General features: G+C 49.9%; 19 protein-coding genes and 1 riboswitch. Of the genes, 16 read left to right on the plus strand and 3 right to left on the minus strand.

The window, feature by feature from the left end:
• Window positions 1-20: 20 nt before the first annotated feature.
• The 9 genes from AB4124_RS21595 (at window position 21) to AB4124_RS21635 (ending at window position 9,881) form a co-directional block, all read left to right on the plus strand.
• Window positions 21-1,025, plus strand: a complete 1,005-nt coding sequence (locus AB4124_RS21595) for an asparaginase (RefSeq protein ID WP_441974114.1) — start codon at window positions 21-23, stop codon at window positions 1,023-1,025.
• Between the two features lie 94 nt (window positions 1,026-1,119).
• Complete coding sequence (locus AB4124_RS21600; RefSeq protein ID WP_339265938.1) at window positions 1,120-2,709, plus strand: glutathione ABC transporter substrate-binding protein; 1,590 nt, start codon at window positions 1,120-1,122, stop codon at window positions 2,707-2,709.
• 114 nt (window positions 2,710-2,823) lie between these two features.
• Window positions 2,824-3,750: an ABC transporter permease subunit gene (locus tag AB4124_RS21605; protein ID WP_076322007.1), complete on the plus strand. Its 927-nt coding sequence runs from the start codon at window positions 2,824-2,826 to the stop codon at window positions 3,748-3,750.
• A 12-nt stretch (window positions 3,751-3,762) separates the two neighbouring features.
• A complete protein-coding gene (locus AB4124_RS21610) occupies window positions 3,763-4,671 on the plus strand; it encodes an ABC transporter permease (RefSeq protein ID WP_339265936.1) in 909 nt (302 codons plus the stop codon).
• Window positions 4,672-4,686: 15 nt separating this feature from the next.
• A complete protein-coding gene (locus AB4124_RS21615) occupies window positions 4,687-5,691 on the plus strand; it encodes an ABC transporter ATP-binding protein (protein WP_441974115.1) in 1,005 nt (334 codons plus the stop codon).
• A complete protein-coding gene (locus AB4124_RS21620) occupies window positions 5,688-6,677 on the plus strand; it encodes an ABC transporter ATP-binding protein (protein ID WP_076322004.1) in 990 nt (329 codons plus the stop codon). The genes AB4124_RS21615 and AB4124_RS21620 overlap by 4 nt, the downstream gene beginning before the upstream one ends.
• Window positions 6,678-6,715: 38 nt before the next feature.
• Complete coding sequence (locus AB4124_RS21625) at window positions 6,716-8,176, plus strand: leucyl aminopeptidase family protein (RefSeq protein WP_441974116.1); 1,461 nt, start codon at window positions 6,716-6,718, stop codon at window positions 8,174-8,176.
• 29 nt (window positions 8,177-8,205) lie between these two features.
• The gene (locus AB4124_RS21630; protein WP_430104835.1) at window positions 8,206-8,892 is read left to right on the plus strand and encodes a copper homeostasis protein CutC; all 687 of its coding nucleotides are present in this window, start codon (window positions 8,206-8,208) and stop codon (window positions 8,890-8,892) included.
• A gap of 35 nt (window positions 8,893-8,927) precedes the next feature.
• Window positions 8,928-9,881 carry an ROK family protein gene (locus AB4124_RS21635; RefSeq protein ID WP_430104834.1) on the plus strand — a complete coding sequence of 318 codons (954 nt, stop codon included), beginning with the start codon at window positions 8,928-8,930 and terminating at the stop codon, window positions 9,879-9,881.
• 396 nt (window positions 9,882-10,277) lie between these two features.
• Here AB4124_RS21635 and AB4124_RS21640 read toward each other — a convergent pair whose 3' ends face one another.
• Complete coding sequence (locus AB4124_RS21640; protein ID WP_441974117.1) at window positions 10,278-10,805, minus strand: hypothetical protein; 528 nt, start codon at window positions 10,803-10,805, stop codon at window positions 10,278-10,280.
• Window positions 10,806-11,066: 261 nt separating this feature from the next.
• Window positions 11,067-11,196, plus strand: a riboswitch (cyclic di-AMP (ydaO/yuaA leader).
• Between the two features lie 3 nt (window positions 11,197-11,199).
• On the opposite strand from AB4124_RS21640, the gene AB4124_RS21645 reads away from it, so the two are divergent.
• Entirely contained in the window at window positions 11,200-11,676 is a 477-nt protein-coding gene (locus tag AB4124_RS21645) for a C40 family peptidase (protein WP_076321999.1), read from the plus strand.
• Window positions 11,677-11,906: 230 nt separating this feature from the next.
• Here the strand turns inward: AB4124_RS21645 and AB4124_RS21650 are convergent, their stop codons facing one another.
• The gene (locus AB4124_RS21650) at window positions 11,907-13,181 is read right to left on the minus strand and encodes a stalk domain-containing protein (protein WP_441974118.1); all 1,275 of its coding nucleotides are present in this window, start codon (window positions 13,179-13,181) and stop codon (window positions 11,907-11,909) included.
• Window positions 13,182-13,408: 227 nt separating this feature from the next.
• On the opposite strand from AB4124_RS21650, the gene AB4124_RS21655 reads away from it, so the two are divergent.
• From AB4124_RS21655 to AB4124_RS21665, 3 genes are all read left to right on the plus strand, one after another.
• The gene (locus AB4124_RS21655; RefSeq protein WP_430104828.1) at window positions 13,409-13,792 is read left to right on the plus strand and encodes a 2Fe-2S iron-sulfur cluster-binding protein; all 384 of its coding nucleotides are present in this window, start codon (window positions 13,409-13,411) and stop codon (window positions 13,790-13,792) included.
• Window positions 13,793-14,219: 427 nt separating this feature from the next.
• Window positions 14,220-16,478 (plus strand): PrsW family intramembrane metalloprotease, encoded by a 2,259-nt coding sequence (locus tag AB4124_RS21660; RefSeq protein ID WP_441974119.1) that lies wholly within the window; start codon window positions 14,220-14,222, stop codon window positions 16,476-16,478.
• A gap of 4 nt (window positions 16,479-16,482) precedes the next feature.
• Window positions 16,483-16,974 carry a hypothetical protein gene (locus AB4124_RS21665; protein ID WP_441974120.1) on the plus strand — a complete coding sequence of 164 codons (492 nt, stop codon included), beginning with the start codon at window positions 16,483-16,485 and terminating at the stop codon, window positions 16,972-16,974.
• Window positions 16,975-17,196: 222 nt separating this feature from the next.
• Here AB4124_RS21665 and AB4124_RS21670 read toward each other — a convergent pair whose 3' ends face one another.
• On the minus strand, window positions 17,197-18,054 hold the full coding sequence (locus AB4124_RS21670) for an AraC family transcriptional regulator (RefSeq protein ID WP_441974121.1): 858 nt from the start codon (window positions 18,052-18,054) through the stop codon (window positions 17,197-17,199).
• A gap of 202 nt (window positions 18,055-18,256) precedes the next feature.
• Here AB4124_RS21670 and AB4124_RS21675 point away from each other — a divergent pair, with 202 nt between their 5' ends.
• The 3 genes from AB4124_RS21675 (at window position 18,257) to AB4124_RS21685 (ending at window position 22,321) form a co-directional block, all read left to right on the plus strand.
• Window positions 18,257-20,050, plus strand: a complete 1,794-nt coding sequence (locus AB4124_RS21675) for an L-fucose isomerase (protein WP_441974122.1) — start codon at window positions 18,257-18,259, stop codon at window positions 20,048-20,050.
• 25 nt (window positions 20,051-20,075) lie between these two features.
• Window positions 20,076-20,735, plus strand: coding sequence for a class II aldolase/adducin family protein (locus AB4124_RS21680; RefSeq protein ID WP_339290613.1), 660 nt, complete (start codon window positions 20,076-20,078; stop codon window positions 20,733-20,735).
• A 74-nt stretch (window positions 20,736-20,809) separates the two neighbouring features.
• A complete protein-coding gene (locus AB4124_RS21685) occupies window positions 20,810-22,321 on the plus strand; it encodes a rhamnulokinase (protein WP_441974123.1) in 1,512 nt (503 codons plus the stop codon).
• Window positions 22,322-22,328 lie beyond the last annotated feature (7 nt).

Consider the following 22,328-nt stretch of genomic DNA (forward strand, 5'->3'; position numbering starts at 1 on the left):
GAGATCGGGGGAGCAAAATCATGGGATTTGTGCCATTGGTAGAGGAATATCGCGGAAACGTACTGGAGAACATTCACTACGGAGCGATCAGCGTTGTAGACGAGAACGGAAAGGTGGTTTATGCAGCGGGTGATCCGCATCATATGACCTTTCTGAGATCGGCGGCTAAACCATTCCAAGCAATACCGGTAATGAAACGTCGGATTGACGAGGTGTACGGACTTACGGGGGAAGAAACGGCCTTGTTTGCCGCTTCCCACCGGGGCGAACGTTTCCACATTGATGCATTGGAATCTATTTTGAAGAAAACCGGGATTCAGGAAGAAACGCTACACTGCTGCGCAACTTATCCATTGAACGAGGATGCCAAGGCGCAGCGCCATCGAGATCATGAGGACAAGCGGCGGATCTTCCATAACTGCTCGGGTAAGCACAGCGGCTTGATTGCTTTGTGTAAGCATATGGGCTGGGACGAGAGCACGTATTACAAGCCGGAGCATCCGGTTCAGCAAGAGATCATCGAGACGCTGGCTTATTTTGCCGAAGTTCCGGTTTCCTCGATTCCGCAAGGCATTGATGGCTGTGGGCTTCCCATTTTCGCGCTTCCGCTGGACCGTATCGGATACGCTTTCCTTAAGCTGGCCTGCCCGGATTTGATCAAGGACGCAGAGACGGCGGATGCAGCTGCCAGAATGGCAAAGCTGATGAATGAGTATCCGGATATCATTGCAGACACGAAGTTTGTGTGCTCCGCCTTGCTCCGGGACCACAACCTGGCAGCCAAGGGCGGCGCCAAGGGTGTGTATGGCATCGGACTTCGGAAAGAACGCTTGGCGATCTCGCTTAAAGTATCCGATGGCTCCGAGCAAGTATGGCCATGCATTATCGCTTCCATTCTGGAGCGCCTCGGTTACAGCGATCAAGCTACGATCGATAGATTGTATGCGCTTGTTCCGAATGAGATTTTCAATGATGGCGGTACGCTGGTTGGGAAGCGACACGCGGTGTATGAATGGAATGTTTAAGCTGTGAGGAACTCAAGGTGATCGGCAGGATGTTATATGCTGACGCGGCGAGTGAATCTATAGATATTCACTACATCAAAGGGGGAGTAAAACAATGAGATTCAAAGGTAGAACATGGTCACTGCTCATGCTGCTGCTCGCATTTACGATTGTTGCGGCAGGCTGCGGCGGAAACAGCGGAAGCGGCAAAGGGGCAAGTGAAGGCGGCGGCGAGAGTAAGCCGGTGACAAAAGATAACAAAGATGTTGTCATTGCGATTAACGCCAACTTCATTACGCTTGACCCTCACAATGCCGGAGACACGCACTCCATTTCCGGTGCACGCACGATGTACGAAGGTTTGATGGGCTTTAACGAGAAGATGGAACTCGTTCCTGTGCTGGCTGAAGACTACAAGATCAGCGAAGACGGCCTGACTTACACATTCAATCTGCGCCAGAACGTAAAGTTCCATGATGGAACGGATTTCAATGCAGAAGCTGTAAAAGTCAACCTGGATCGCATCATGGATGAAAAGAACAATCTTAGAATGCGTAAAAGCTTCTCTACCGTCGCCGATGTTAAAACTCCGGATGACCACACGGTTGTCATCACCCTTAGCCAACCGTACAACGCTTTCTTGAACAAAACCGCAATGGCGCTGATGATCAGCCCGAAAGCGCTTAAAGAAAGTGCCGACATCACGAAGAATCCTGTAGGTACGGCGGCATACAAGTTCAAGGAATGGATTCAAGGTGACCGCCTTGTCGTTGTAAAGAATGAAGATTACTGGCAAGAAGGTCTTCCGAAGGTAGACAGCATTACGTTCAAACCGGTACCGGAGAACGGTTCCCGGATCGCGATGCTGAAGACGGGCGAAGCGGATTTCATCTATCCAATGCCTACCGAGCAAGTCTCTGAAGTAGAAGGCGATTCCAATATCGTCATTGATAAGACCGATTCCACCATCGTTCGTTATATTACGCTTAACACCATGAAGAAACCTTATGACGATCTGAAGGTTCGTCAAGCCATCAACTATGCTATCGATAAAGATGCTTACATTAAAGTAGTTAAATCCGGACTGGGCTCGAAGCTGAACTCTTCCATGTCCTCCATGACGCAGTATTACGCTGAGCAATCCGGTTATGAGTATGACCCGGAGAAAGCCAAATCCCTCTTGGCGGAAGCAGGCTATCCGGATGGATTCGAAGCTGAGATTTGGGGAGAAAACGATTCCGAAACGGTAAAAGGCATGCAGTTCATTCAGCAGCAGCTGGCGCTTGTCGGAATCAAAGTTGAACCGAAATCGATGGAGGGTGCTACCCTGTCTGATCAGATTAACTCGGCTACGCCGGAAAACGCAAAAATTCAAATGTGGTATGTAAGCTGGTCCCCTTCGTCGGGTGATGCTGACGGTGCAACAAAGGGTCTGTTCAGCAGTGAATTCTTCCCGCCAGCTGGTTCCAATACAGCATACTACAAGAACGACAATGTAGATCAATGGATCAAGGATGCTAACGCCTCCGTAAAAGCTGAAGATGCAAAAGAAATCTATGCAAACATCCAAAAACAAATCTGGGAAGACGCTCCTTGGGCATTCCTCGGGGTCGATCAGGTCATCACCGGCAAGAGAGCTTATCTTGAAGGCGTTAAAGCTCTTCCGGACGGATCGATCAGCGTGATCAACGCAGAAGTCAAATAATCAGGCAGCGAAGAGCTTGCTAAACGTATACCTTGTGGTGGGCCGCCTCTTGAATCAATAAGGAAGCGGCCCATCGTATTTTAAAAGCTGGCATGTTGAAAGGAGGCACATCCTTTGGGAAGATATGCAATTCAGAGGCTGCTGGGTGTTATCCCGCTGTTGTTCGTTGTATCTATTCTTGTATTTATGTTCATTCACCTTATTCCTGGAGATCCGGCACGACTTGTTGCAGGTAAGGATGCCACCCTTGAGGAGATCAACGGGATTCGAGAGCAGCTAGGCTTAAACTTGCCGCTATGGCAGCAGTATGTGAACTACATGGGTGATCTGTTGAAGGGTGACTTGGGTGTATCCGTTACTTCCGGTTTGCCGGTGACGGACATGTTGGAAAGCCGCTTTTTTCCGACGATTGTCCTGACCTTTACCAGCCTTGGCTGGGCACTGGTCATTGGTCTGATCATTGGTATCGTATCTGCCGTTAATCGCGGAAAATGGCCGGACTATATCGGGATGTTGACGGCAATATCCGGTATTTCCCTGCCAGGCTTCTGGCTTGGTCTTGTACTTATTCAAATTTTCTCTGTCGAGCTTGGCTGGTTCCCGACAGGCGGTGTCGACAGCTGGCAGTCCTACATTCTGCCTTCCTTTACGCTGGGGGCCGGAATTATGTCCATGCTGGCAAGGTACTCCCGTACATCTATGCTGGAGACGATGCGTGAGGATTATGTCCGGACGGGACGCGCGAAGGGTCTGCGGGAATTCGTTGTAGTCGGAAGACACGCACTGCGCAACTCCCTGATTCAGGTCGTGACCGTAGCGGGACTGCAGTTCGGATTTTTGCTGGGCGGCTCAGTTATGGTTGAGACGGTATTCAGTATTCCCGGCATGGGGCGACTCTTGGTAGATTCGATCGCGTTCCGTGATTATACCGTCATTCAAGCGCTATTACTGCTGTTTGCAGCCGAATTTATTCTGATTAACCTGATTGTCGATTTATTGTACGGTGTACTGAATCCAAAAATCCGGTATGCATCGAAATAGGAGGGGGAACCCATGAGCGACAATTCAACAGTGACGGTCAATTCCTCCGTACCGGAGGATACGCTTGCGAAGAGTCAGGCAACTGGCAAATTTAAAGCGTTCACGTCTAAATTCATGAAACAAAAGCTTGCTGTTATATCAAGCGGATTTATCTTGTTACTACTAGTGCTGGCGGTGATCGGTCCGCAAATCGTTCCGTATCCTCCGAATGAGCCGAACTATGATGCGATGATGCAAGGCCCGTCGGCTGCCCATTGGGCAGGTACGGATGAGTACGGTCGTGATATTCTGAGCCGCTTGATTGACGGAACAAGGTTGACCATGGTGGTCAGCTTAAGCGCCGTATTTATATCCGCAATTCTCGGTACGATTCTCGGACTGATCAGCGGGTACTATGGCGGCTGGATCGACCGTCTTATCATGCGAGGCAGTGACGTCATGTTCTCATTTCCTGACCTGCTGCTTGCCATCGGAATCGTAGCGATTCTGGGGCCGGGCTTATCCAATGTGGTGATCGCGGTGGCGGTCTTCGGGACGCCGTCGTTTGCCAGAATCATCCGAAGCGTGACACTCTCCGCGAAGGAGTCTTTATATGTAGAGGCAGCACGGTCCATGGGCGCCAAACATAACCGGATTATATGGAAGCATATTTTTCCTGAGACGGTTCCCAGCATCATTGTCAACGTATCGATGAGAATCGGCGGCGCCATTCTGGCAGCTTCTTCGTTAAGCTTCCTCGGACTCGGTGCCAAGCCGACGGAACCGGACTGGGGCGCCATGCTTAGCATGGGGCGCGATTACTTGAGTATTGCACCGCATATCGTGTACTACCCGGGACTTCTGATATTCCTGACCGTGCTTGCATTTAACCTGATCGGTGACGGACTGAATGATGCCCTTGATCCGAAAACGAAAAACTAATAGGGGGGATAGATCGTGACGCAAACATTGCTTGAAGTAAAAGGCCTCAAAACCGAGTTCAAACGCGATGGCTCATCGGTGCTTGCCGTAGCAGGGGTCGATTTTCACATCAATAAAGGCGAAGTGCTCGGACTCGTGGGTGAATCCGGATGCGGCAAAAGCGTGACCTCCCTGTCCATCATGAGGCTCCTTAAAGATACGCCCGGCAGAATATCCGGGGGCTCGGTAAGCTTTGAGGGTAAGGATCTCGTACAAATGTCGGAAAAAGAAATGCGCCGCTATCGCGGAAATGAGCTGGCCATGATCTTTCAAGAGCCGATGACATCGCTGAATCCCGTCCTTCGTATCGGGAAACAGCTGGAGGAATCCATCATGCTGCACTTGGGCTATAGCCGCAAGAAAGCGCGGCAGCATGCCATCGACTCGCTCAAACTCGTGGGTATTCCGCGGGCTGATGAAGTTGTGGATGACTATCCGCACCAATTGTCCGGCGGTATGCGACAGCGGGTCATGATTGCGATGGCGATGTCCTGCAATCCGAAGCTGCTGATTGCCGACGAGCCGACCACCGCCCTTGACGTCACGATTCAGGCTCAGATCCTGGATCTGATGAATCGACTGAAGACCGAGCAGGAAATGGGCATGCTGCTTATTACCCATGATCTTGGCGTCGTGGCCGAAATGTGCGACCGGGTGGTTGTCATGTACGCAGGCAGAGTCGTGGAAGAGGCGACGGTTGAAGAGCTGTTCGAGAATCCTCAGCATCCGTACACCAAAGGACTCATAAATTCAGTGCCCAAGCTTAGACAAAAGGTGCGCCGTTTGGAATCCATTCCAGGGAATGTGCCGGATCTGCGGAACATGCCGAAAGGCTGCAAGTTTGCCCCGCGGTGTCCGTTCGTGATGGAGCAGTGCCTCTCCCAGGAGCCGGAGCTTCTCCCTGTTGCACAGGAAGAACACCGTAAGAGCCGCTGCTGGCTGACACAGGAAGGTCACTCGAAGGGAGGAGAAACCGCATGAAAGAAACACCTTTATTAGAAGTAAAGAATTTGCAGAAATCATTCACGGTGAAAAAAGGATTCTTCGGTACGTCCAAGCAGCTTCGTGCCGTGGATGGAATCTCCTTCGCGATCCATAAGGGCGAGACCTTCAGTCTGGTTGGCGAAAGCGGCTGCGGCAAATCGACGACAGGCCGCTTGGTGACCCGTCTGCTGGCGCCAAATAGCGGCGAGGTCCTGTTTAACGGAACAGATATTAGCGGATACAATGAGAATCAGATGCGCCCGCTGCGCAAAGACATGCAGATGGTTTTCCAGGATCCTTACGCTTCCCTTAATCCAAGGATGAAGGTCAAAGAACTGGTCGCAGAACCCTTGCTCATTCATACCAAGCTGAGCACCAAAGAGAGGGACAAACTGGCTTGCGAGCTGCTGGAAACGGTCGGATTGAACAGCTTCCATGCCGAACGCTTTGCCCATGAGTTTAGCGGCGGTCAGCGGCAGCGGATCGGCATTGCCAGAGCGCTGTCCGTGCGTCCGAATCTGATCGTAGCCGACGAACCAGTATCAGCGCTGGATGTTTCCATCCAATCGCAGGTGCTGAACCTGCTGCAGGATCTTCAGGAGGAATACGGCCTGACTTATCTGTTCATCTCCCATGATCTCAGCGTGGTTGAGCATATCAGCGATCGGATTGGTGTCATGTATCTGGGCGCGCTCGTGGAGACGGCCGATAAAGATACGCTGTACGACCGCCCACTGCACCCTTATACTCAAGCCCTGCTGTCCTCGGTACCTGTTCCGGATCCGAAGCAGAAGAAGGAACGGATCATTCTGAAGGGAGATCTGCCGAGTCCGGTGAATCCGCCCACAGGCTGCCGCTTCCATACACGCTGTCCATCCTGCATGGAAGTGTGCAAGCAGATTACACCGGTTTATCGTGAGGTGGAGCCGGGCCATCAGGTGGCATGCCATTTATATGACGAAGAAATCATGAAAAATGCTTAACAGCGTTGATTCTCTTATATAGGAGGGAAGGCCTCGATATGAATATCACAATAGATGAAGCTTCATTGGCAGATACTTCGATTTATGTGGTTTATGAGGGCGAGGAGTCTCATTTCCGTTTAACGGAATCTCGAAAGCATAGTATGAAGCTGACTTGGTTCTATGGCCGCTCTGATCAAGAAGCGGACGATCTCGTAGTTGGAATGGGGCAACGCTCGAACCTTACGTTGGAGCAAGTGCGCAGAACAGGCGCATCCGCTGCGAGAGCACTGCTCAAGGAAAACAAATCAAGTGCAGCGCTGATCCGAGCTTCAGCCCGTGATGGTGGGGCTTCTTCTCGGATATCTATAGAAGAAGAACTCCAGGCGTGGGTTGAAGGATGGATGTATGGATTGTATCAATTCAATAAGCATCGTGGGGTTACGGCCAATCTGCAAGTTCTGTCCCTAAATCTTCGACAGGAAGATTGGCAGGGGCTTTCCCGTGAAGAGATGGAAGCCATCATACAGACGGCAGAAATCCGAATCGAAGGGACGCAGCTCACCCGAGACCTGGTGAATGAATCACCGGAAACGCTAAATCCGGAAGCGTTTGTTGTGGTTGTCGAGGATCGTTTCAAGAAGGCACCCGTTCAGCTTCATGCGTATCGCGGACAAGAGCTCCATGATCGGCAGATGAACGGTCTGATCGCTGTGGGTGCCGGCAGCAAATACGAGCCTGCCATGATTGAGATTTCCTATAATGGGGTGGATTCCGAGAAGGAAAGTCCTCATATTGTGCTCATTGGCAAAGGCGTAACCTTTGATATGGGCGGGATGAACGTCAAAATCGGCCGAGACATCAGCGATGCACGTATGGATATGGGAGGCGCTGCAGCCGTCGTGGGTGCCATGGATATTCTGGTATCGCAAAAAGCTCCGGTACGCGTAACGGCGCTTATAGCCGTTGCGGATAATTTATCGGGACCGGATGCAATGCTTCCTTCTTCCGTTGTTCATTATCCGAATGGTTTAAGCGTTCAGGTAGCGAATACGGATGGGGAGGGGAGATTGATCATTGCGGATGCGCTGCTGCATGCAGCGAAGCTTGGCGCAGATAAGGTGATTGATATCGCAACCCTTACCGGTAATGTCGGAGCCGCACTGGGCTTGGAGATTGCGGGCATCTGGGGTGATCAACAGATTACAGCCGATTTGGTTGAGATCGGTGAGCGTAACGGAGAGCGCCTATGGCCTATGCCGCTGATGGACGAGTACGAATCGGATCTCAGAAGCGATTATGCCGATCTGAAAAATGTGGGTACGTCAACTTTGGCAGGCGCTATAACGGCTGCGCTGTTTATCCGTTATTTTGTGGCGGATTCCATGAAATGGGTGCACATCGATATGGCGGGCACGGTTCAGTATAAAAGAGAATTTCCCCACTCCGCAGCGGGGGCTACCGGCTATGGTGCAAGATTGCTCGCCGATTATGTGGAGAAGCAGTTTCTCCATGCATAAAGAATCAACTTCAGTAAGGAGTGACGACGATGCTGCTTGAAATAATCGCAACATGCGTGGATGATGCCATCACAGCAGAGAAGAATGGCGCGGACCGTCTGGAATTGATCACAGCGATAACCGAAGGCGGGCTTACGCCGGGAATCGGGCTTGTTGAAGAGGTTGTGAAAGCCGTTCAGATTCCTGTACATGTCATGGTCAGACCACATAGCAGATCCTTTGTGTACAACGAACATGATATAGCTACCATGATGGCCGAAGTTAAGGCGGTCCGCAAGGCAGGTGCAGCTGGCGTTGTGCTTGGCATGCTGACTCCGGAAGGGAAGATTGACGAGGACTCCTTGGTCAAAATGCTGGAATGGACAGGAGATATGCAAGTCACGTTCCACCGGGCTTTTGATGAACTGAAGGATCAGTTCGAAGGACTGCGTACATTGCAGAAATACCCGTCGGTTACCCGTGTCCTAACGTCAGGAGGGCCGGAGCCTGCACCGCAGGCCATCCCGAGAATTCGGGAGCTTGTAGAACAAACGGCAGGCAGTGAACTTAAAATATTGGCCGGCAATGGTCTGAAGTGGGAAATCATACACGATTTTATCGACCGGACCGGTGTGAGCGAGGTCCATTTCGGCTCAGCTGTTCGGTACGGTCGATCAGGGCTGAAGCCCATCGATCCGGTCGAGCTGCGATCGCTGGCTGAGAGCATACATCAATAGAAGTAGCAAACCTATCGGAAACAGGTGAACAAAAATTGCAAACCGTATGGAATAAACAGCAAGAATTTGTGGTTGGCGTTGACCTTGGGGGTACGAAGATCGCGGCAGCGCTCTTTGATTCCGAAGGACAGCTGCTGAACCGGGAGCAAATGGAGACAGCGGGTGCGCGTACGGCTGAAGAAGTGGTCGCGAGAATTACGAACATGATCCGCAGTGTGTCGGACGGCCACCCTCTTCGAGGCGTAGGGATGGCTTCACCCGGAACAGTTAACAGTAGGGAGGGGATTGTCATTCATGGTACGAATCTGCCGGAATGGACGAATGTCCCCCTCAAAGCCTGGATGGAACGTGATCTGCATACGGAAGTACAGGTGCTGAATGATGCCAATGCAGCCGCATGGGGAGAGTATGTAAGAGGTGCCGGAAGAGGGTCGACGAACATGGTGTACGTGACGCTAAGCACCGGCATCGGCTCAGGGATCGTGCTGGATGGGAAGCTGTTCCTGGGCAGCAGTTCATTTGCTGGGGAACTGGGACATCATATCATTGATCCGAACGGTCCGCAGTGCAATTGCGGGAGCCACGGCTGCTGGGAGGTATTTGCTTCAGGAACGGCCATCGGCCAGGCAGCATCCCAGCGGATGCTCACCCAGCCCAGCGTAATTTCTGAACTGGCCGCAGCCGAGGCGGGAGTGAACGCTAAACATGTTTTCGAGGCTAAACGTCTTCATGACCCCGTCGCAGTAGAGGTCATCGATCGAGCCATCTATTATATGGCGCTAGGACTGGTTAACGTCATTCACAGCTTCAACCCCGATCGCATCGTGATTGGAGGGGGAGTAAGCAGAGCGGGCGATCTTTTATTTCCGCAGCTGCGGGAAATGACAGATAAGCTGGTCATGCCATCCTATTTAGGCACGTACGAGATCGTTCCTGCAGGACTTCGGGACGATGTTGGTCTGGTTGGAGCTGCGGCCTTGTTCCAGTAGCATAGGTGTAAAGAGAACGTTACGGATAGAATAAAGGATGGAATAGAGGTTAGATAAAAAGCGTTCGGATCGGCGACGTAGTTTCATGTTAACCGAGCTTAAGCGAATTAGACAAAAGCCGCCCTTCAGGGGGCGGCTTTCCAATTATTCATAGAGAGCGGGAAACGGAGCGATCATTTTTTTCGTTATAAGTCCGTAACATGTGACAAGTGATAGGCGTGAACCGTAAGCCGTCATCCGTTTTCACTGGAGGCGAGTTTTTGGTTTCCTGGTTAGGTTTGTTTGTATCCGACAAACAATAAGCGGTTGCTCACACTTTCCCGCGATGCCGGCGGAAACCGCCGGCTCCAAACCCGCACGTGGGATGACCTGCAGGCTTGGAGCCGGCGGCTGCCGCTATTCCATGTACTTGGATGCGTCAAACGTAATCATGGACGTATGATTGGCATGTTCAATCAGTGAAGAGAGCTTGGTTACTTCGCGTTCCTTCTTCCGCGCTTGCGCCTGATAAGCTTCCGGATCATATAAAGCGACGTTGAACAGCGTTACGGCACCATCTCCGCTGCCACGGCTGCTCTGCCGCTCCAGCTTCTTGCGGGAGCCGAGATGAGCAAGTTGTCCGATATCGCTGCGGATCTGTTTGGCCAGCTCGATCGCTTCCATGATGGTCATGTCGGAGCCGTTCCAGCTAATGGTTTGCGTTGTATTGGAGATTGCCATCAGCAAATCCAGCTTTCTGTAATCCGCGGCGGCGGCTTCGATTTCTTCCGTAATGGCATCCACACTGCGTGCAGGATATTCCGCCGTTTCCCCTTTTTCAATGATTGTGCTGCTGTTGTTCAAGCGTTCCGACATCAATTGATTCAAGAGACGGTTGATTGCTGCCCGGACTGCCAAAGCTTCAGCCATCGTGATTTGTCTCATAAGTGATCGATCACCTCTTTAATTTCATTACTGATTATGTAAACGCATAGGTTTGTAAAAAGTTGCTAGATTATTAAAAAAAGCAGTTCGAGAAGGAAAGCAGAGTTACATAATTGTCATGACTGTGTGAAGATGGTTAAAAAATAGTCGGCCGGAATTAACCATCTTTACGACAGCTCCAAACATAAAACGATAGATTTTTAGGATATGATTGACAGCATCCTTGCTTGTATACTATATTAAGAGAAGGTTACAAAACGTTAATGAATTTTGCCGAATTTCGTTTGGAAAACGGGGGAACCGTCTTGGGTGAATTACTCTTGTATAGAGAGTATAGGGAACCTTCAACCGAACCCTTAGCTAACTCCGTAGGCATCGAAGGAGAGAACATATTTTGAAGAAGTTTGTCATCACTTTGCTAGGGTCTGCAATTATTTTTTCTTCCGGTGCCGTATCAGCATTTGCTGATCAACAACCGAATTTTCAGTATCAAGTGAAGCAATTGGTAGGAACTCCATACAAATGGGGCGGAACGACCACTAGCGGGTTTGATTGCTCCGGATTTATTCTGTACATGTTTAGAAATTTTGATATGGATCTTCCACGCACTTCCCAAAGCCAGGCTCAAGCCGGTGAACATGTGGATCGCGAAGATCTGCGGGTTGGAGATTTGGTATTCTTCAATACAAGCGGCAGCGGAATTTCTCATGCAGGCGTTTACATTGGTGACGGACAATTTGCGCATGCTTCCAGCAGCAAGGGAGTCAGAATCAGCAAGCTTAGCGATTCATATTACGAGCCACGTTATGTCACGGCACGTCGTGTGTTGAGTCAAGAAAATTATGCGAGACTGGTAGGAAGCGCAAGCTAATTGGATTACATTGCAGTTTAGGGTTCAATACATAACCAGAAAGCCTGACAAAGGGTTGTCCTTGTCAGGCTTTCTTTTTTTTAGATATCAGAAAGTATAAACTTCGAAGCTTGTGACTTCCTGATATCGCAAGAAAAACGTCTACTAACTGCGGTCTGTCATCTGTGAAAGTAGCGTCGATAGAAGTTTTTCTTACTATAAGTCTGTCAATCCCCACAGGGGTTGTTCGGTTACTCCTTAACAACAGAGGCATTCACAGCTGCTTCCATCCCGTTATTATAGAGACGGAACAAGCCAAGACGCCAGAAAGCAGCGCCTTTCAGATCATAGCGTTTGGCCAAACCGAGCTTATCGTCCACGGAAGTGGCTGTTTCGCTGCTTAAGCTGATGCCAAGCAAAAGCTTCTGCTTCGGGACACCTGCTTGGAGTGCCAACTGGATCGCTTGGTCCACCAGGCTGTTTGGTTCGGGTACCTGAGATTTGGTTCCGACCGGATTGTACTGATAAGCCATAACGATGAGATCATCGGCGATGGAGGCCAGCGCTTTGTAATCGTAACCTTTATAGGCGCTGTTCAATGGCGGCACCGCTAAGGACAGAGCAATGTCATGCGGCAATGCTGCCTTTAATTGCTTGACATAATCATTGAGCAGCTTCTGCTGGTTTACGACATCCAGTTTAAAACCGAGCCCTTCAAAATCAAGTACAACGCCGCCGAAGCCGTTCTCCGTTACCGCGGATGTGATGCCTTCAATGGACTTTTGGCGCAGGCTGCTGTCGCTCAGTACTTTGGTTAATTCGCCGTTTCCATCTAAGGCATAGACCATGAGGTATGGTTTAATCTTCTGGTCCGTAGCATCTGCTACCATCGATTGCGGCGTAACGTCACCGGCCGCAGCGGGCAGGCGGTACTCGTCGCCTTGAAGCGTGAACTGACCTTCACGATCGATGCGGCTCCATCCAAAGGCGACTGAATTCATAGATGCAACAAGATCCCGTTCTTGGAAAGATTGCAATGCATAGAAGGCTCTCAAATGCATCTCGCGCTGCGGCGATACAAGGGAGACCGTGCGAGTTGCCTGATTCCAGCCCACATCGACACCGAAGTGGCTGCTGAACGAGCTAAGCGGGATCAGTACACGGCCTTCCCGTTGAACCGGCGGGGCCGCAAGCTTCACTTGTTTTCCATTGACCGTTGCTGTCGTGCTTCCCACCTGAAGTAACACTTCAGTCGATTGGCCTTTCACACTGCCGATGGCCTTTACGGTTTGCGTCTTGCTATTCCAGGTGATTTGAATGCTCAGCGCTTCACCGACCGTCCGGAATGGAACGTAGGTGACCCCTTTGTCTACCCGCGGAGCCGCATCGAAGGTTAGCGTAACATCATCCAGCTTTACCGATATGGCAGGCTCAGCATATACCTGACCAACATGGGGTGCGGTGCCGAGCAAGGATAAGGCAAGAACGGCAGCGACAGCTGTTTTTCCTATTTGTTTATGCAGCATGCTTTGGTATTTCCTCCGATCCATTAAATAATAGAATGATTTCATAGAATATGGAATTAGGTCTAGCATACGCTAGTATAGCAAAATTTTCATAGGGTTCCAATTCCATGATGTCAATGTCATAGAATAGATAAGAGTAAGCATGTTGATTTTTTAAACTTTCCGGTATAATAAATGAAGGATTTTATACATAACCTGATGATTACATGCATAGGGGGATAACGCGCGTGTTTAAATTCTGGAAAAACAAAAAGGGTAGGAATAGCGAAGACAACAACTCGTCCATCCCGGAAGAGATCGAAGCCGTACCGGATCGGATCATTGAACTAACAGGTCGCGAGGTTCGCCGCAGTGTGGCGCCTGTTCTTGGCATGACGGTGCTTGATCTGGCCGAACGGAATGACGTGGACTGGAACTCTTTTTGCAAAAGAGGAACTTGTGCGCGCTGCCGCTGCATGGTGGCGGAGGGAATCGAGTATTTGTCCGAGCCCAATCTGGCCGAAGAACAACGCTTGGATCCTGAGGAGATCGAAGAAGGATATCGTCTGGGATGCCAGAGCAAGATCGAAGCGGTCGGTCCCATCAAAATCAAGCATTCCCCATACTTTTGACGACATAGAAGGCGGATGCCGTTCATATTTAAAAAATCAGGCAGCCGTACAATGGATATAATCCCCTTCAAGTAGACAGTGCGAAGAAAGAGCACATCCGTTTACTTGGAGGGGATTTTTCATGGGGAATTTCATGGGGAACAAAAGTAAGCCACCCTCGATAATCAAACTTCGTTTCCCGGGATATTGTTGAAAATATCCATCAGATTTGAGACTAGCGCCTTTTGCCACATTTTACTAGAATGACTATACTACTAATATCTTGTAAAAAACAGACTATAGATAATTTGCGGAGAAACTCAAAAAAACTCCGCTGCGATCGATCAGTGACCATGTTTTTATGAGTTCTTATCATTACTCGTGGCCGGACCGACATCAAGGGAGACGTCCTGCTCGCACGAAGCCGCTTTCAAAGGAGGCGACCGTTATGAATTCGATCTGGTCCATCCGAACCGGAATTCGGGATTTCCTGGAGTCTATCTATCGAACTGGCCGGTCCTGGATTGAGAAATATCCGTTTATTAAAACGGCGTATACGATATTTTCCTGGTTGTCGCTAATCCTGTTTGTTTTAAGCTTGTTTTTCGTTAAAGAATCGCGTACCATGATGGTTCAATATTTATGGTCGTTTTATGTACTCCTGCAATTTTGGTTTCTATGCCGAAGCAAAACGATACCGTGGAAGCAGATTGTGCTGTTTGTTCTGGCGGGCGTTTTTCTTGTCGTACCTTTTACGACGCTTACGGTCAATGCTCTCCACGTGCTTTTCGGCGGAAGCACATCTGACACCTGGTCCATTGCCGTGATCACGCCAATTTTGGAAGAATTTTGGAAGCTCCTTCCGCTAGGCATATTTCTGTTGTTCTCGCGTCGAGCTTCCGCTTTGACTTTAAGCGATTACACGCTCATCGGCGCGGCGACTGGCGTTGGCTTCCAACTGATGGAAGAGCTCTCCCGAAGATGGCTAAGTTCCGGCCCGCTTGAGGAAAAGTTCGGCTACAGCTTTACATGGCTGGGCGGCGAAACGATCCATTGGGATTTGTTCTCGTTGTTTCCTGGGCGTTTCGAAGAAAGTGTCTTTCCGACGCTGATGACCGTCGGTCATCCTGTGCATACCGCCATGATCGCGCTTGCGTGCGGAATAGCCTATCGGCTGCGGACAAAACTGACGAAATGGGTTTTTCTGTTCCCGGTAATCATATTGCTGTGGGCCATCCTGGATCACGCGGCATATAACGGTCAGCATCAGCTGCCGGGTTGGGTGCTCCAACTTCATGATTGGACCGGCAGCGGTTATAAAACTCAGCCGACCTTCCTGCTGATGCTCGCCGCATCGATTTTTGCCGACTACTGGTCGCTGAACAAAATACGAAACCGTCTGCCGTCGCTACCGAACGAGCCGCTGCTTAATCCGTTTACCGAGCTGTGGAATATGACCCGCTCTTTTTGTCTGGACCGGGGAAAATTCATCTATTGGCTCGGATTTTACCGGGAGCGCAGGGAGCTTGGATTTCATTTGCTTTATGGAAATGAAGAAGCAGCCAGTAGACAGGAACCTATCGATGCTCGGGTAAAAGCTCTTTGCCAGGCGTTAACCGGGTTCGCTATAATTCTGCTCGTGGCCGGTCTGTTCGCAGGTATCGGGACACATGCGAGCGGTGGAGAAACGGCATGTTTCGCCTGTATGTTCGACTCGCTGCAAGATTGGTGGGATCGGCTGGATTGGTATGAACAGGGCGCGATCCTTCTTGGAGCTCTTGCCTTGTCACTGCTATTCGTCGGATTCTGGCCGGCTTTTGGCATCGCAATGACAGGGATGGGAATCGCCGGGAGCGGACATGAGATTGCCGGTTATATCCGCGATCCGAAGAAGTTGATGACTCCCGAAAATGCGCTTTCCGTGGCTGCAGGCATTATATTAAGCCGAATTCCATTCGGCAAAGCGCTAAGCTGGGCTGGTAAAAAAGGACGCGATTATGTGAGCAAGCTTCTGGATAAGCTTGGTTCCCGGAAGCCAAATATCGACGTCCCGGTTAAACCGAAACCTCCGAAGCATGACGGCCCGGGTAAGCATCAGGACGACCCCAAGAAGCCAGATAACGGTCCCAAGAAGCCAGATGACGATCCCAAGAAGTCGGATGACGATTCGCCACCGAATAAGGATAAAGCCGATGAGGGGACGGAACAAGATGAGACCATTGGAGACGTAGTTAAGGAAGGAAATAAAACGAAATACACGAATCCAGCTGGAAATGAACTTACTTGGGTTGATCAATCTCCGAAAAATATTAATCGAGATATTGACCAATTCTTAAATAGTAAAGACGTTGGTAAAGCAACTGAGGCTAAGGTTGCGGACTTTGTAAGAAATGAAACAGAGGTAAAAGCGTATGCGCAAAAAGTGATGAGGAGTGATGGTCAAGCTGCCGGTGATTTAGATGTTGTAACAAAAGATGCGATTATTGAAGTCAAAGCATCCATTAAAGCAGTAAAAGTAGATCAATTTAATAAATTTACGGATCCAACCCATGATTTATTCTTTAATCCAGAGAACAAAAAGGTTATTTTGTATATTGATAAACCTTTGAGTAATTTAAGACCCGAACAACAAGCTATGCTGGAAACCATAAAATCTAAAGGTGTTACGATCGTTAACTCACTAGAGAAACTGAAGGGGGTTTTATAATCGGATGGGGACTTCTGCTTTTATCTTAATGAACCACAAAAAATATACACCGGAGCGTCTTTTAGCTGATTCCATCATTTCTGCTTTCCATGCGGATGTAATGCTGAACTTTCATAACAGTAAAAACTATGCCAGCAATGGACAATTGCTTTCTACGACGTTGAATATTAATGATAAGAAAGTACGAGAAAATAATGAATCGTTTATACTTTATGTAGATGCATTGGATAATCCACAACTTGATTTTTTTTACTATGAGGATGTGGGTTTGGATTCCAATCATAAACTATATCAAGTAGGAGCAATTGAAGATATTTTTGGCGTCGAAGAGTTGGTATTTCAATTTATATATCATTATCTCAAAATAAATCCTAATGACTATTTTTGGGTTGCGGATTATGATTGGGTTTACAGCTGGGAAGACGTGCAACAATTAAAATCCCTACCATTTGACTCAGATTGGTGTTATAAAAATCCTAGAGAAAGTTTTGGATAATCATTTAAGTAACCAACACTTGATAAACTCTCAAAGGCTCATTCCAACTTGGATAAGGAGAAATGAGCCTTTTTTGCATGCCTTTTTGAAGCGTAGAAAGCGAGTATGTCGCAAGGGAAAACCATTTTTTGTGAAAAATTAAACAACCATAGTGCGGTTGTGTACCGAACTAGGCTGCTTAAAGGTGGATTCACGTTAAACTGTCTACACATATGAATCCCTTTACTCCATGGCCATTTTGCTCTGTTCCCGGAACGAGCTCGGCGTTTGGCCGGTAATTTTTTTGAATAACATCGAGAAGTACTTATCGTTGCCGTAACCCACTTGAGAAGCAACCTCATGTATCGGCATTTCGGAATCTGCCAGCAGGCGCTTGGCCTCTTCAATCCGGCGGGATATCAAGTAATTGAAGGGGGAATCGCCGACTTCTTTTTTGAACAGATGGGATAAATAATGCTGACTGACATACATCGTATCGGCAATGTCCTTGAGACTGATGCTCTGGGTATAGTTGGTGTCGATAAAGTGTTTGGTCCGCAGCGCAATTTCGTTCTTGCCCTTCAAGGACTGGAATTGGTGCTTCACGTCCACAATGCGATAGATCACGGTAATCAATGACATCAGCAGGTTGGTGCTCAGCGTTTCATACCCCAGCACCTGAGAATCGCATTCACGGAGGATCTCGGAAAGATAGCTCTCTACTTTATAGGCGTATTTCTCACAGGATATGACTGGCTCCACATAAGCCGGGAGCAGCATCCCCTGGGGAACCCCTTCAATGTGAAGCGAATCCACGCCGCAGTAGATCACCTTAAAAGGTCCATCCGTGATAGATCTCTCCTCATGAGGAATGCCGGGGTTATAAATCGCGACATCGCCTTTGTGGAGTTCGTATATTTTTCCTGCAATAGTGAATTCTCCGCGTCCTTCTACTATATAGATGATTTCACAGAAATTATGAATTTGCGGCGGTCCATAAAAGAAGTCCTCGTCCACAACCTGCCCGGCAAAGAGCAGCTGCGGATTTTTGATGAAGCGGAAGTGATCGCTTTTGCTATGCGAGATTTCGATCTTTGGCACGTTCTTGTCCCTCCTGGAAAGCAACATCCTCTACTTATTATAATGCATAACACCCTTCGATGCAGAAATCGTTTACTTCCTTATCCAGAAAAGTTCACTGTCTTGCTGAAATTAAGATCCGATATAACAAAATAGTGGGTTATCTCTTGCACCGAATAATCTTACAATGATGTCATATTCCTAATAGGGAGGCGTGACACACATGACAATTGAAAACGATTACAGATGGCGGGACGGATTTCCGAAAATCGGCATTCGCCCTACGATAGATGGAAGACGGAGAGGGGTACGGGAATCTCTCGAGGAACAGACCATGAATCTGGCTAAGGCTGTCGCCGAGATGTTGACGAAGGAGCTCAAATATCCGAACGGCGAGCCGGTTGAATGCGTGATTGCGGATACGTGCATTGGTGGTGTTGCCGAAGCGACTGCAGCCGCCAAAAAATTCAAGAATGCCGAGGTCGGCCTGACGATAACCGTTACGCCTTGCTGGTGTTACGGCACCGAGACGATGGATGCCGATCCTTCCCGTCCGAAGGCGGTATGGGGCTTCAACGGAACAGGACGTCCAGGGGCGGTTTACCTGGCCGCTGTATTGTCGGCCCATGCCCAGAAGGGGCTTCCTGCATTCGGTATCTATGGCGAAGACGTTCAGGATGAAGGGGATACCCGTATTCCGGATGACGTTCAAGAGAAGCTTCTGCGTTTTGCACGGAGCGGCTTGGCTGCTGCGTATATGCGCGAACAATCGTATTTATCTATGGGCTCGGTGTCGATGGGCATCGCCGGCTCGATCGTGGACGACAGCTTCTTCCAGGAGTATCTGGGCATGCGGAATGAATATGTGGACATGAGCGAGTTTACGCGCCGCTTGGAAGAAGGCATTTATGATCCTGAAGAGTATGAGCAGGCGCTTGCTTGGGTGAAGGAGAACTGTACCGAAGGAGCGGATAACAATCCGGATCATATACAGAACAGCCGGGAGCGCAAGGATCTGGAGTGGGAAACCGTCGTTAAAATGACGCTGATCACCCGTGATTTGATGATCGGCAATCCGCGTCTGAAGGAGCTTGGCTTCGAAGAGGAAGCTCAGGGCCACAGCGCAATCGCTTCCGGATTCCAAGGTCAGCGCCAGTGGACGGATCATTCCCCTAACGGTGACTTCCTGGAGACCATCCTCAATTCCTCCTTCGATTGGAACGGCAGACGTTCGCCTTATATCGTGGCAACGGAGAATGACAGCCTCAATGGAGTCGGCATGCTGTTCGGATACCTGTTAACCAATACGGCACAGATTTTTGCGGATGTACGGACGTACTGGAGTCCGGCTTCGGTTGAACGGGTGACCGGCTATAAGCTTGAAGGCAAAGCGGAGAACGGCATCCTGCATTTGATCAATTCCGGCTCGGCTGCACTGGATGGAACGGGCGAGCAGGAGATTGACGGCAAACCTGCTATGAAACCGTTCTGGGAGATCACGGATGAAGAGGTTGATCGCACGCTGAAGGCCACGCAATGGAGACCGGCTAACCTGGAGTATTTCCGAGGCGGCGGTTACTCAACCGACTACTTGACGCGCGGCGGCATGCCGATGACGATGTTCCGTCTAAACTTGGTAAAAGGGCTTGGACCCGTCCTGCAAATCGCTGAAGGTTATTCCGTGGACCTGCCGGCGGAGGTGCACGACACGCTCGACAAGCGTACCGACCCAACATGGCCAACAACCTGGTTTGTACCGAACCTTACGGGACAGGGTGCGTTCTCAAGCGTTTATGAGGTCATGAACCAGTGGGGGGCTAACCATGGCGTGATCAGTTACGGACATATCGGAGCGGATCTGATCACCCTGGCTTCAGTTCTGCGTATTCCAGTCAACATGCATAATGTGCCTGCCGAAGAGGTGTTCCGCCCGCGTGCATGGGGGATGTTCGGAACGACCGATCCGGAGAGCGCCGATTTCCGCGCTTGTCAGAACTTCGGTCCTCTATATAAATAAGGCCAATCGAGAGGAGTAGGACATCATGCTGAATATGGACACGAGAAACGAGCTCTGCAAGTATGCTAAAAAAATCGTTGACAGTGGACTCGTTGTAGGACCTGGAGGAAACATCAGCGCCAGAGCCGGGGACAAAATGTATTTGTCCCCGAGCGGTTTTGCGCTGGAGGAGATTGGACCGGAGCAATGGATTGAAGTGGATATCCCGACCGGCGATATTACCGATATAGGTCTACGACCATCTTCCGAAGTGCTGATGCATCTGTATGGATACCGCAGCAACCCCGATATCGGGGCGATGGTGCATACGCATCCATCGCATTGCATTGCCTTTACGTTGGTGGAGAAGGAACTGCCGGTGATGTTCCCGGATCAGGCGGCATTGGTTGGACGTACGGCCTATATCCCTTACATCATTCCTACGACGGATTTGCTGGCAGATGCCGTCGCGGAGAAAGTAACTGCAGCCAGTTCAATCCTGCTGGGGAACCACGGACTGGTCACAACTGGCCGGAATCTGCGTGAAGCGTATTACCGAACTCAGGTAGTTGAAGAGAGCGCCAAAATTTATCTGAGCGCCAAGGCAGCCGGCACACCGGTGCCGCTGACAGACCAGGAAGTGGATGATATTGCTGCGCTGGAGAGCGAAGATTATCGTATTCAGCTTCTGCAGAAGATGAAATAGAAAGATTGTGGAACAGATCCGGTTGTTCAAAACTCGGATCGGTATAGTACTAAAGGTGAGAAAGGATGCGGCTTATGAGCAAATCATCTGCGGTGCTTGCGTTTGACTTGGGGGCCAGCAGCGGCCGGGCGCTGCTGGGCGAGATCACCTCTTCTGATCATGAATCACCCGGCACGCTAAAGATTACCGAGATTCACCGCTTTGCCAATATACCCGTCCAGATGGGAAAGCATTTGCACTGGAATTTCCCGATGCTGCTGCAGGAGGTTAAGCATGGCATCCGCAAAGCGTTCCAGGCCGGCTATCAACCGGTCAGTTATGGCATCGATTCATGGGGCGTCGATTATGGACTGATTGACCGTAATGGAGAGCTCATCGGAGTTCCTTATCATTACCGGGATCTGCGGACGGAAGGCATGGTGGAGGAAACATGCGACCAGGTCGGCAGAGAACGTCTGTTTCAAGAAACCGGTCTGCAATTCATGTCGTTTAACACGATCTTCCAGTTAAATGCGATGCTGAAGTCAAAATCCCCGATGCTGGAAATTGCGGATAAGTTTCTGCTCACTCCGGATCTTCTGAACTATTTTCTGACGGGGGTCCAGGCGTGCGAGTTTACTATGGCAACCACTACTCAGCTATACCATGTTACTGAAGGCAAGTGGAATGAACCGTTAATGGAGGAGCTGGGGCTTCCCGCATCCCTGTTCATTGATCCTGTGCAGCCGGGAACCGTGATTGGAAGGCTGCAGGATACCGTGGCGCAAGAGCTGGGCGTTCCGGCGATTAAAGCGATTGCTGTAGCTTCGCATGATACGGAATCCGCCGTGGTAGCCGTTCCGGCAAACACATCCCGTTTTGCCTATCTTGTATGTGGAACTTGGTCGCTTCTTGGAACCGAGCTTCCGGAGCCGCTTGTCCATACAGACGTGCTGGAAGAAGACTTCTCCAATGAGGGTGGAGCTTATCAAACCTTTCAATTGCTGAAGAATATCATGGGCCTTTGGATTCTTCAGGAGTGCAAGCGGCAATGGGAGAATCAAGGATTAACGTATTCTTTTGCAGAGTTGGTTGAACTCGCGCAGGCTGCGGAATCGTTCCGCAGCTTCATAAACCCGGATGACCTGCGCTTCATGAATCCGGCGGATATGACGGCTGAAATTCGGGATTACTGCCGGGAGACAGGGCAACCTATTCCGCATAGCACCGGAGAGTATGTCCAGTGCATACTGCAGAGCCTGGCCCTAAGATACCGTGAAGTGCTTGAGCGGATGGAGGTTCTTACAGGACAGTATTACGATGGGCTTCATATGGTTGGCGGCGGCATTCAAAACGAGCTGTTATGCCGGTATACGGCCAATGCCATGGGCCGTACGGTGTGGGCCGGACCGATTGAAGCAAGTGCCATCGGGAATATGCTGGTTCAATTTGTGGCGAATGGTACATTGCGCACTCGGGAAGAGGGAGTAGAACTCGTCAAGCGGTCTTTTCCGCTTGCCTGGTACGAGCCTGAGTCCAACGAGGATTGGGAGGCAGCATTCCAACATTACAAGACCATTGTCGAACAGCAGCAGGTACAACAGTGAGGTTCAG

Source organism: Paenibacillus sp. 2KB_20, assembly GCF_052115765.1.
Lineage (GTDB): Bacteria > Bacillota > Bacilli > Paenibacillales > Paenibacillaceae > Paenibacillus_AQ.

Bases quoted from the DNA above. Each gene is read 5' to 3' on its own strand.
- AB4124_RS21595 (WP_441974114.1), top strand. From the start codon at position 21: ATGGGATTTGTGCCATTGGTAGAGGAATATCGCGGAAACGTACTGGAG.
- AB4124_RS21600 (WP_339265938.1), top strand. From the start codon at position 1,120: ATGAGATTCAAAGGTAGAACATGGTCACTGCTCATGCTGCTGCTCGCA.
- AB4124_RS21610 (WP_339265936.1), top strand. From the start codon at position 3,763: ATGAGCGACAATTCAACAGTGACGGTCAATTCCTCCGTACCGGAGGAT.
- AB4124_RS21620 (WP_076322004.1), top strand. From the start codon at position 5,688: ATGAAAGAAACACCTTTATTAGAAGTAAAGAATTTGCAGAAATCATTC.
- AB4124_RS21625 (WP_441974116.1), top strand. From the start codon at position 6,716: ATGAATATCACAATAGATGAAGCTTCATTGGCAGATACTTCGATTTAT.
- AB4124_RS21630 (WP_430104835.1), top strand. From the start codon at position 8,206: ATGCTGCTTGAAATAATCGCAACATGCGTGGATGATGCCATCACAGCA.
- AB4124_RS21640 (WP_441974117.1), bottom strand. From the start codon at position 10,805: ATGAGACAAATCACGATGGCTGAAGCTTTGGCAGTCCGGGCAGCAATC.
- AB4124_RS21650 (WP_441974118.1), bottom strand. From the start codon at position 13,181: ATGCTGCATAAACAAATAGGAAAAACAGCTGTCGCTGCCGTTCTTGCC.
- AB4124_RS21660 (WP_441974119.1), top strand. From the start codon at position 14,220: ATGAATTCGATCTGGTCCATCCGAACCGGAATTCGGGATTTCCTGGAG.
- AB4124_RS21665 (WP_441974120.1), top strand. From the start codon at position 16,483: ATGGGGACTTCTGCTTTTATCTTAATGAACCACAAAAAATATACACCG.
- AB4124_RS21675 (WP_441974122.1), top strand. From the start codon at position 18,257: ATGACAATTGAAAACGATTACAGATGGCGGGACGGATTTCCGAAAATC.
- AB4124_RS21680 (WP_339290613.1), top strand. From the start codon at position 20,076: ATGCTGAATATGGACACGAGAAACGAGCTCTGCAAGTATGCTAAAAAA.
- AB4124_RS21685 (WP_441974123.1), top strand. From the start codon at position 20,810: ATGAGCAAATCATCTGCGGTGCTTGCGTTTGACTTGGGGGCCAGCAGC.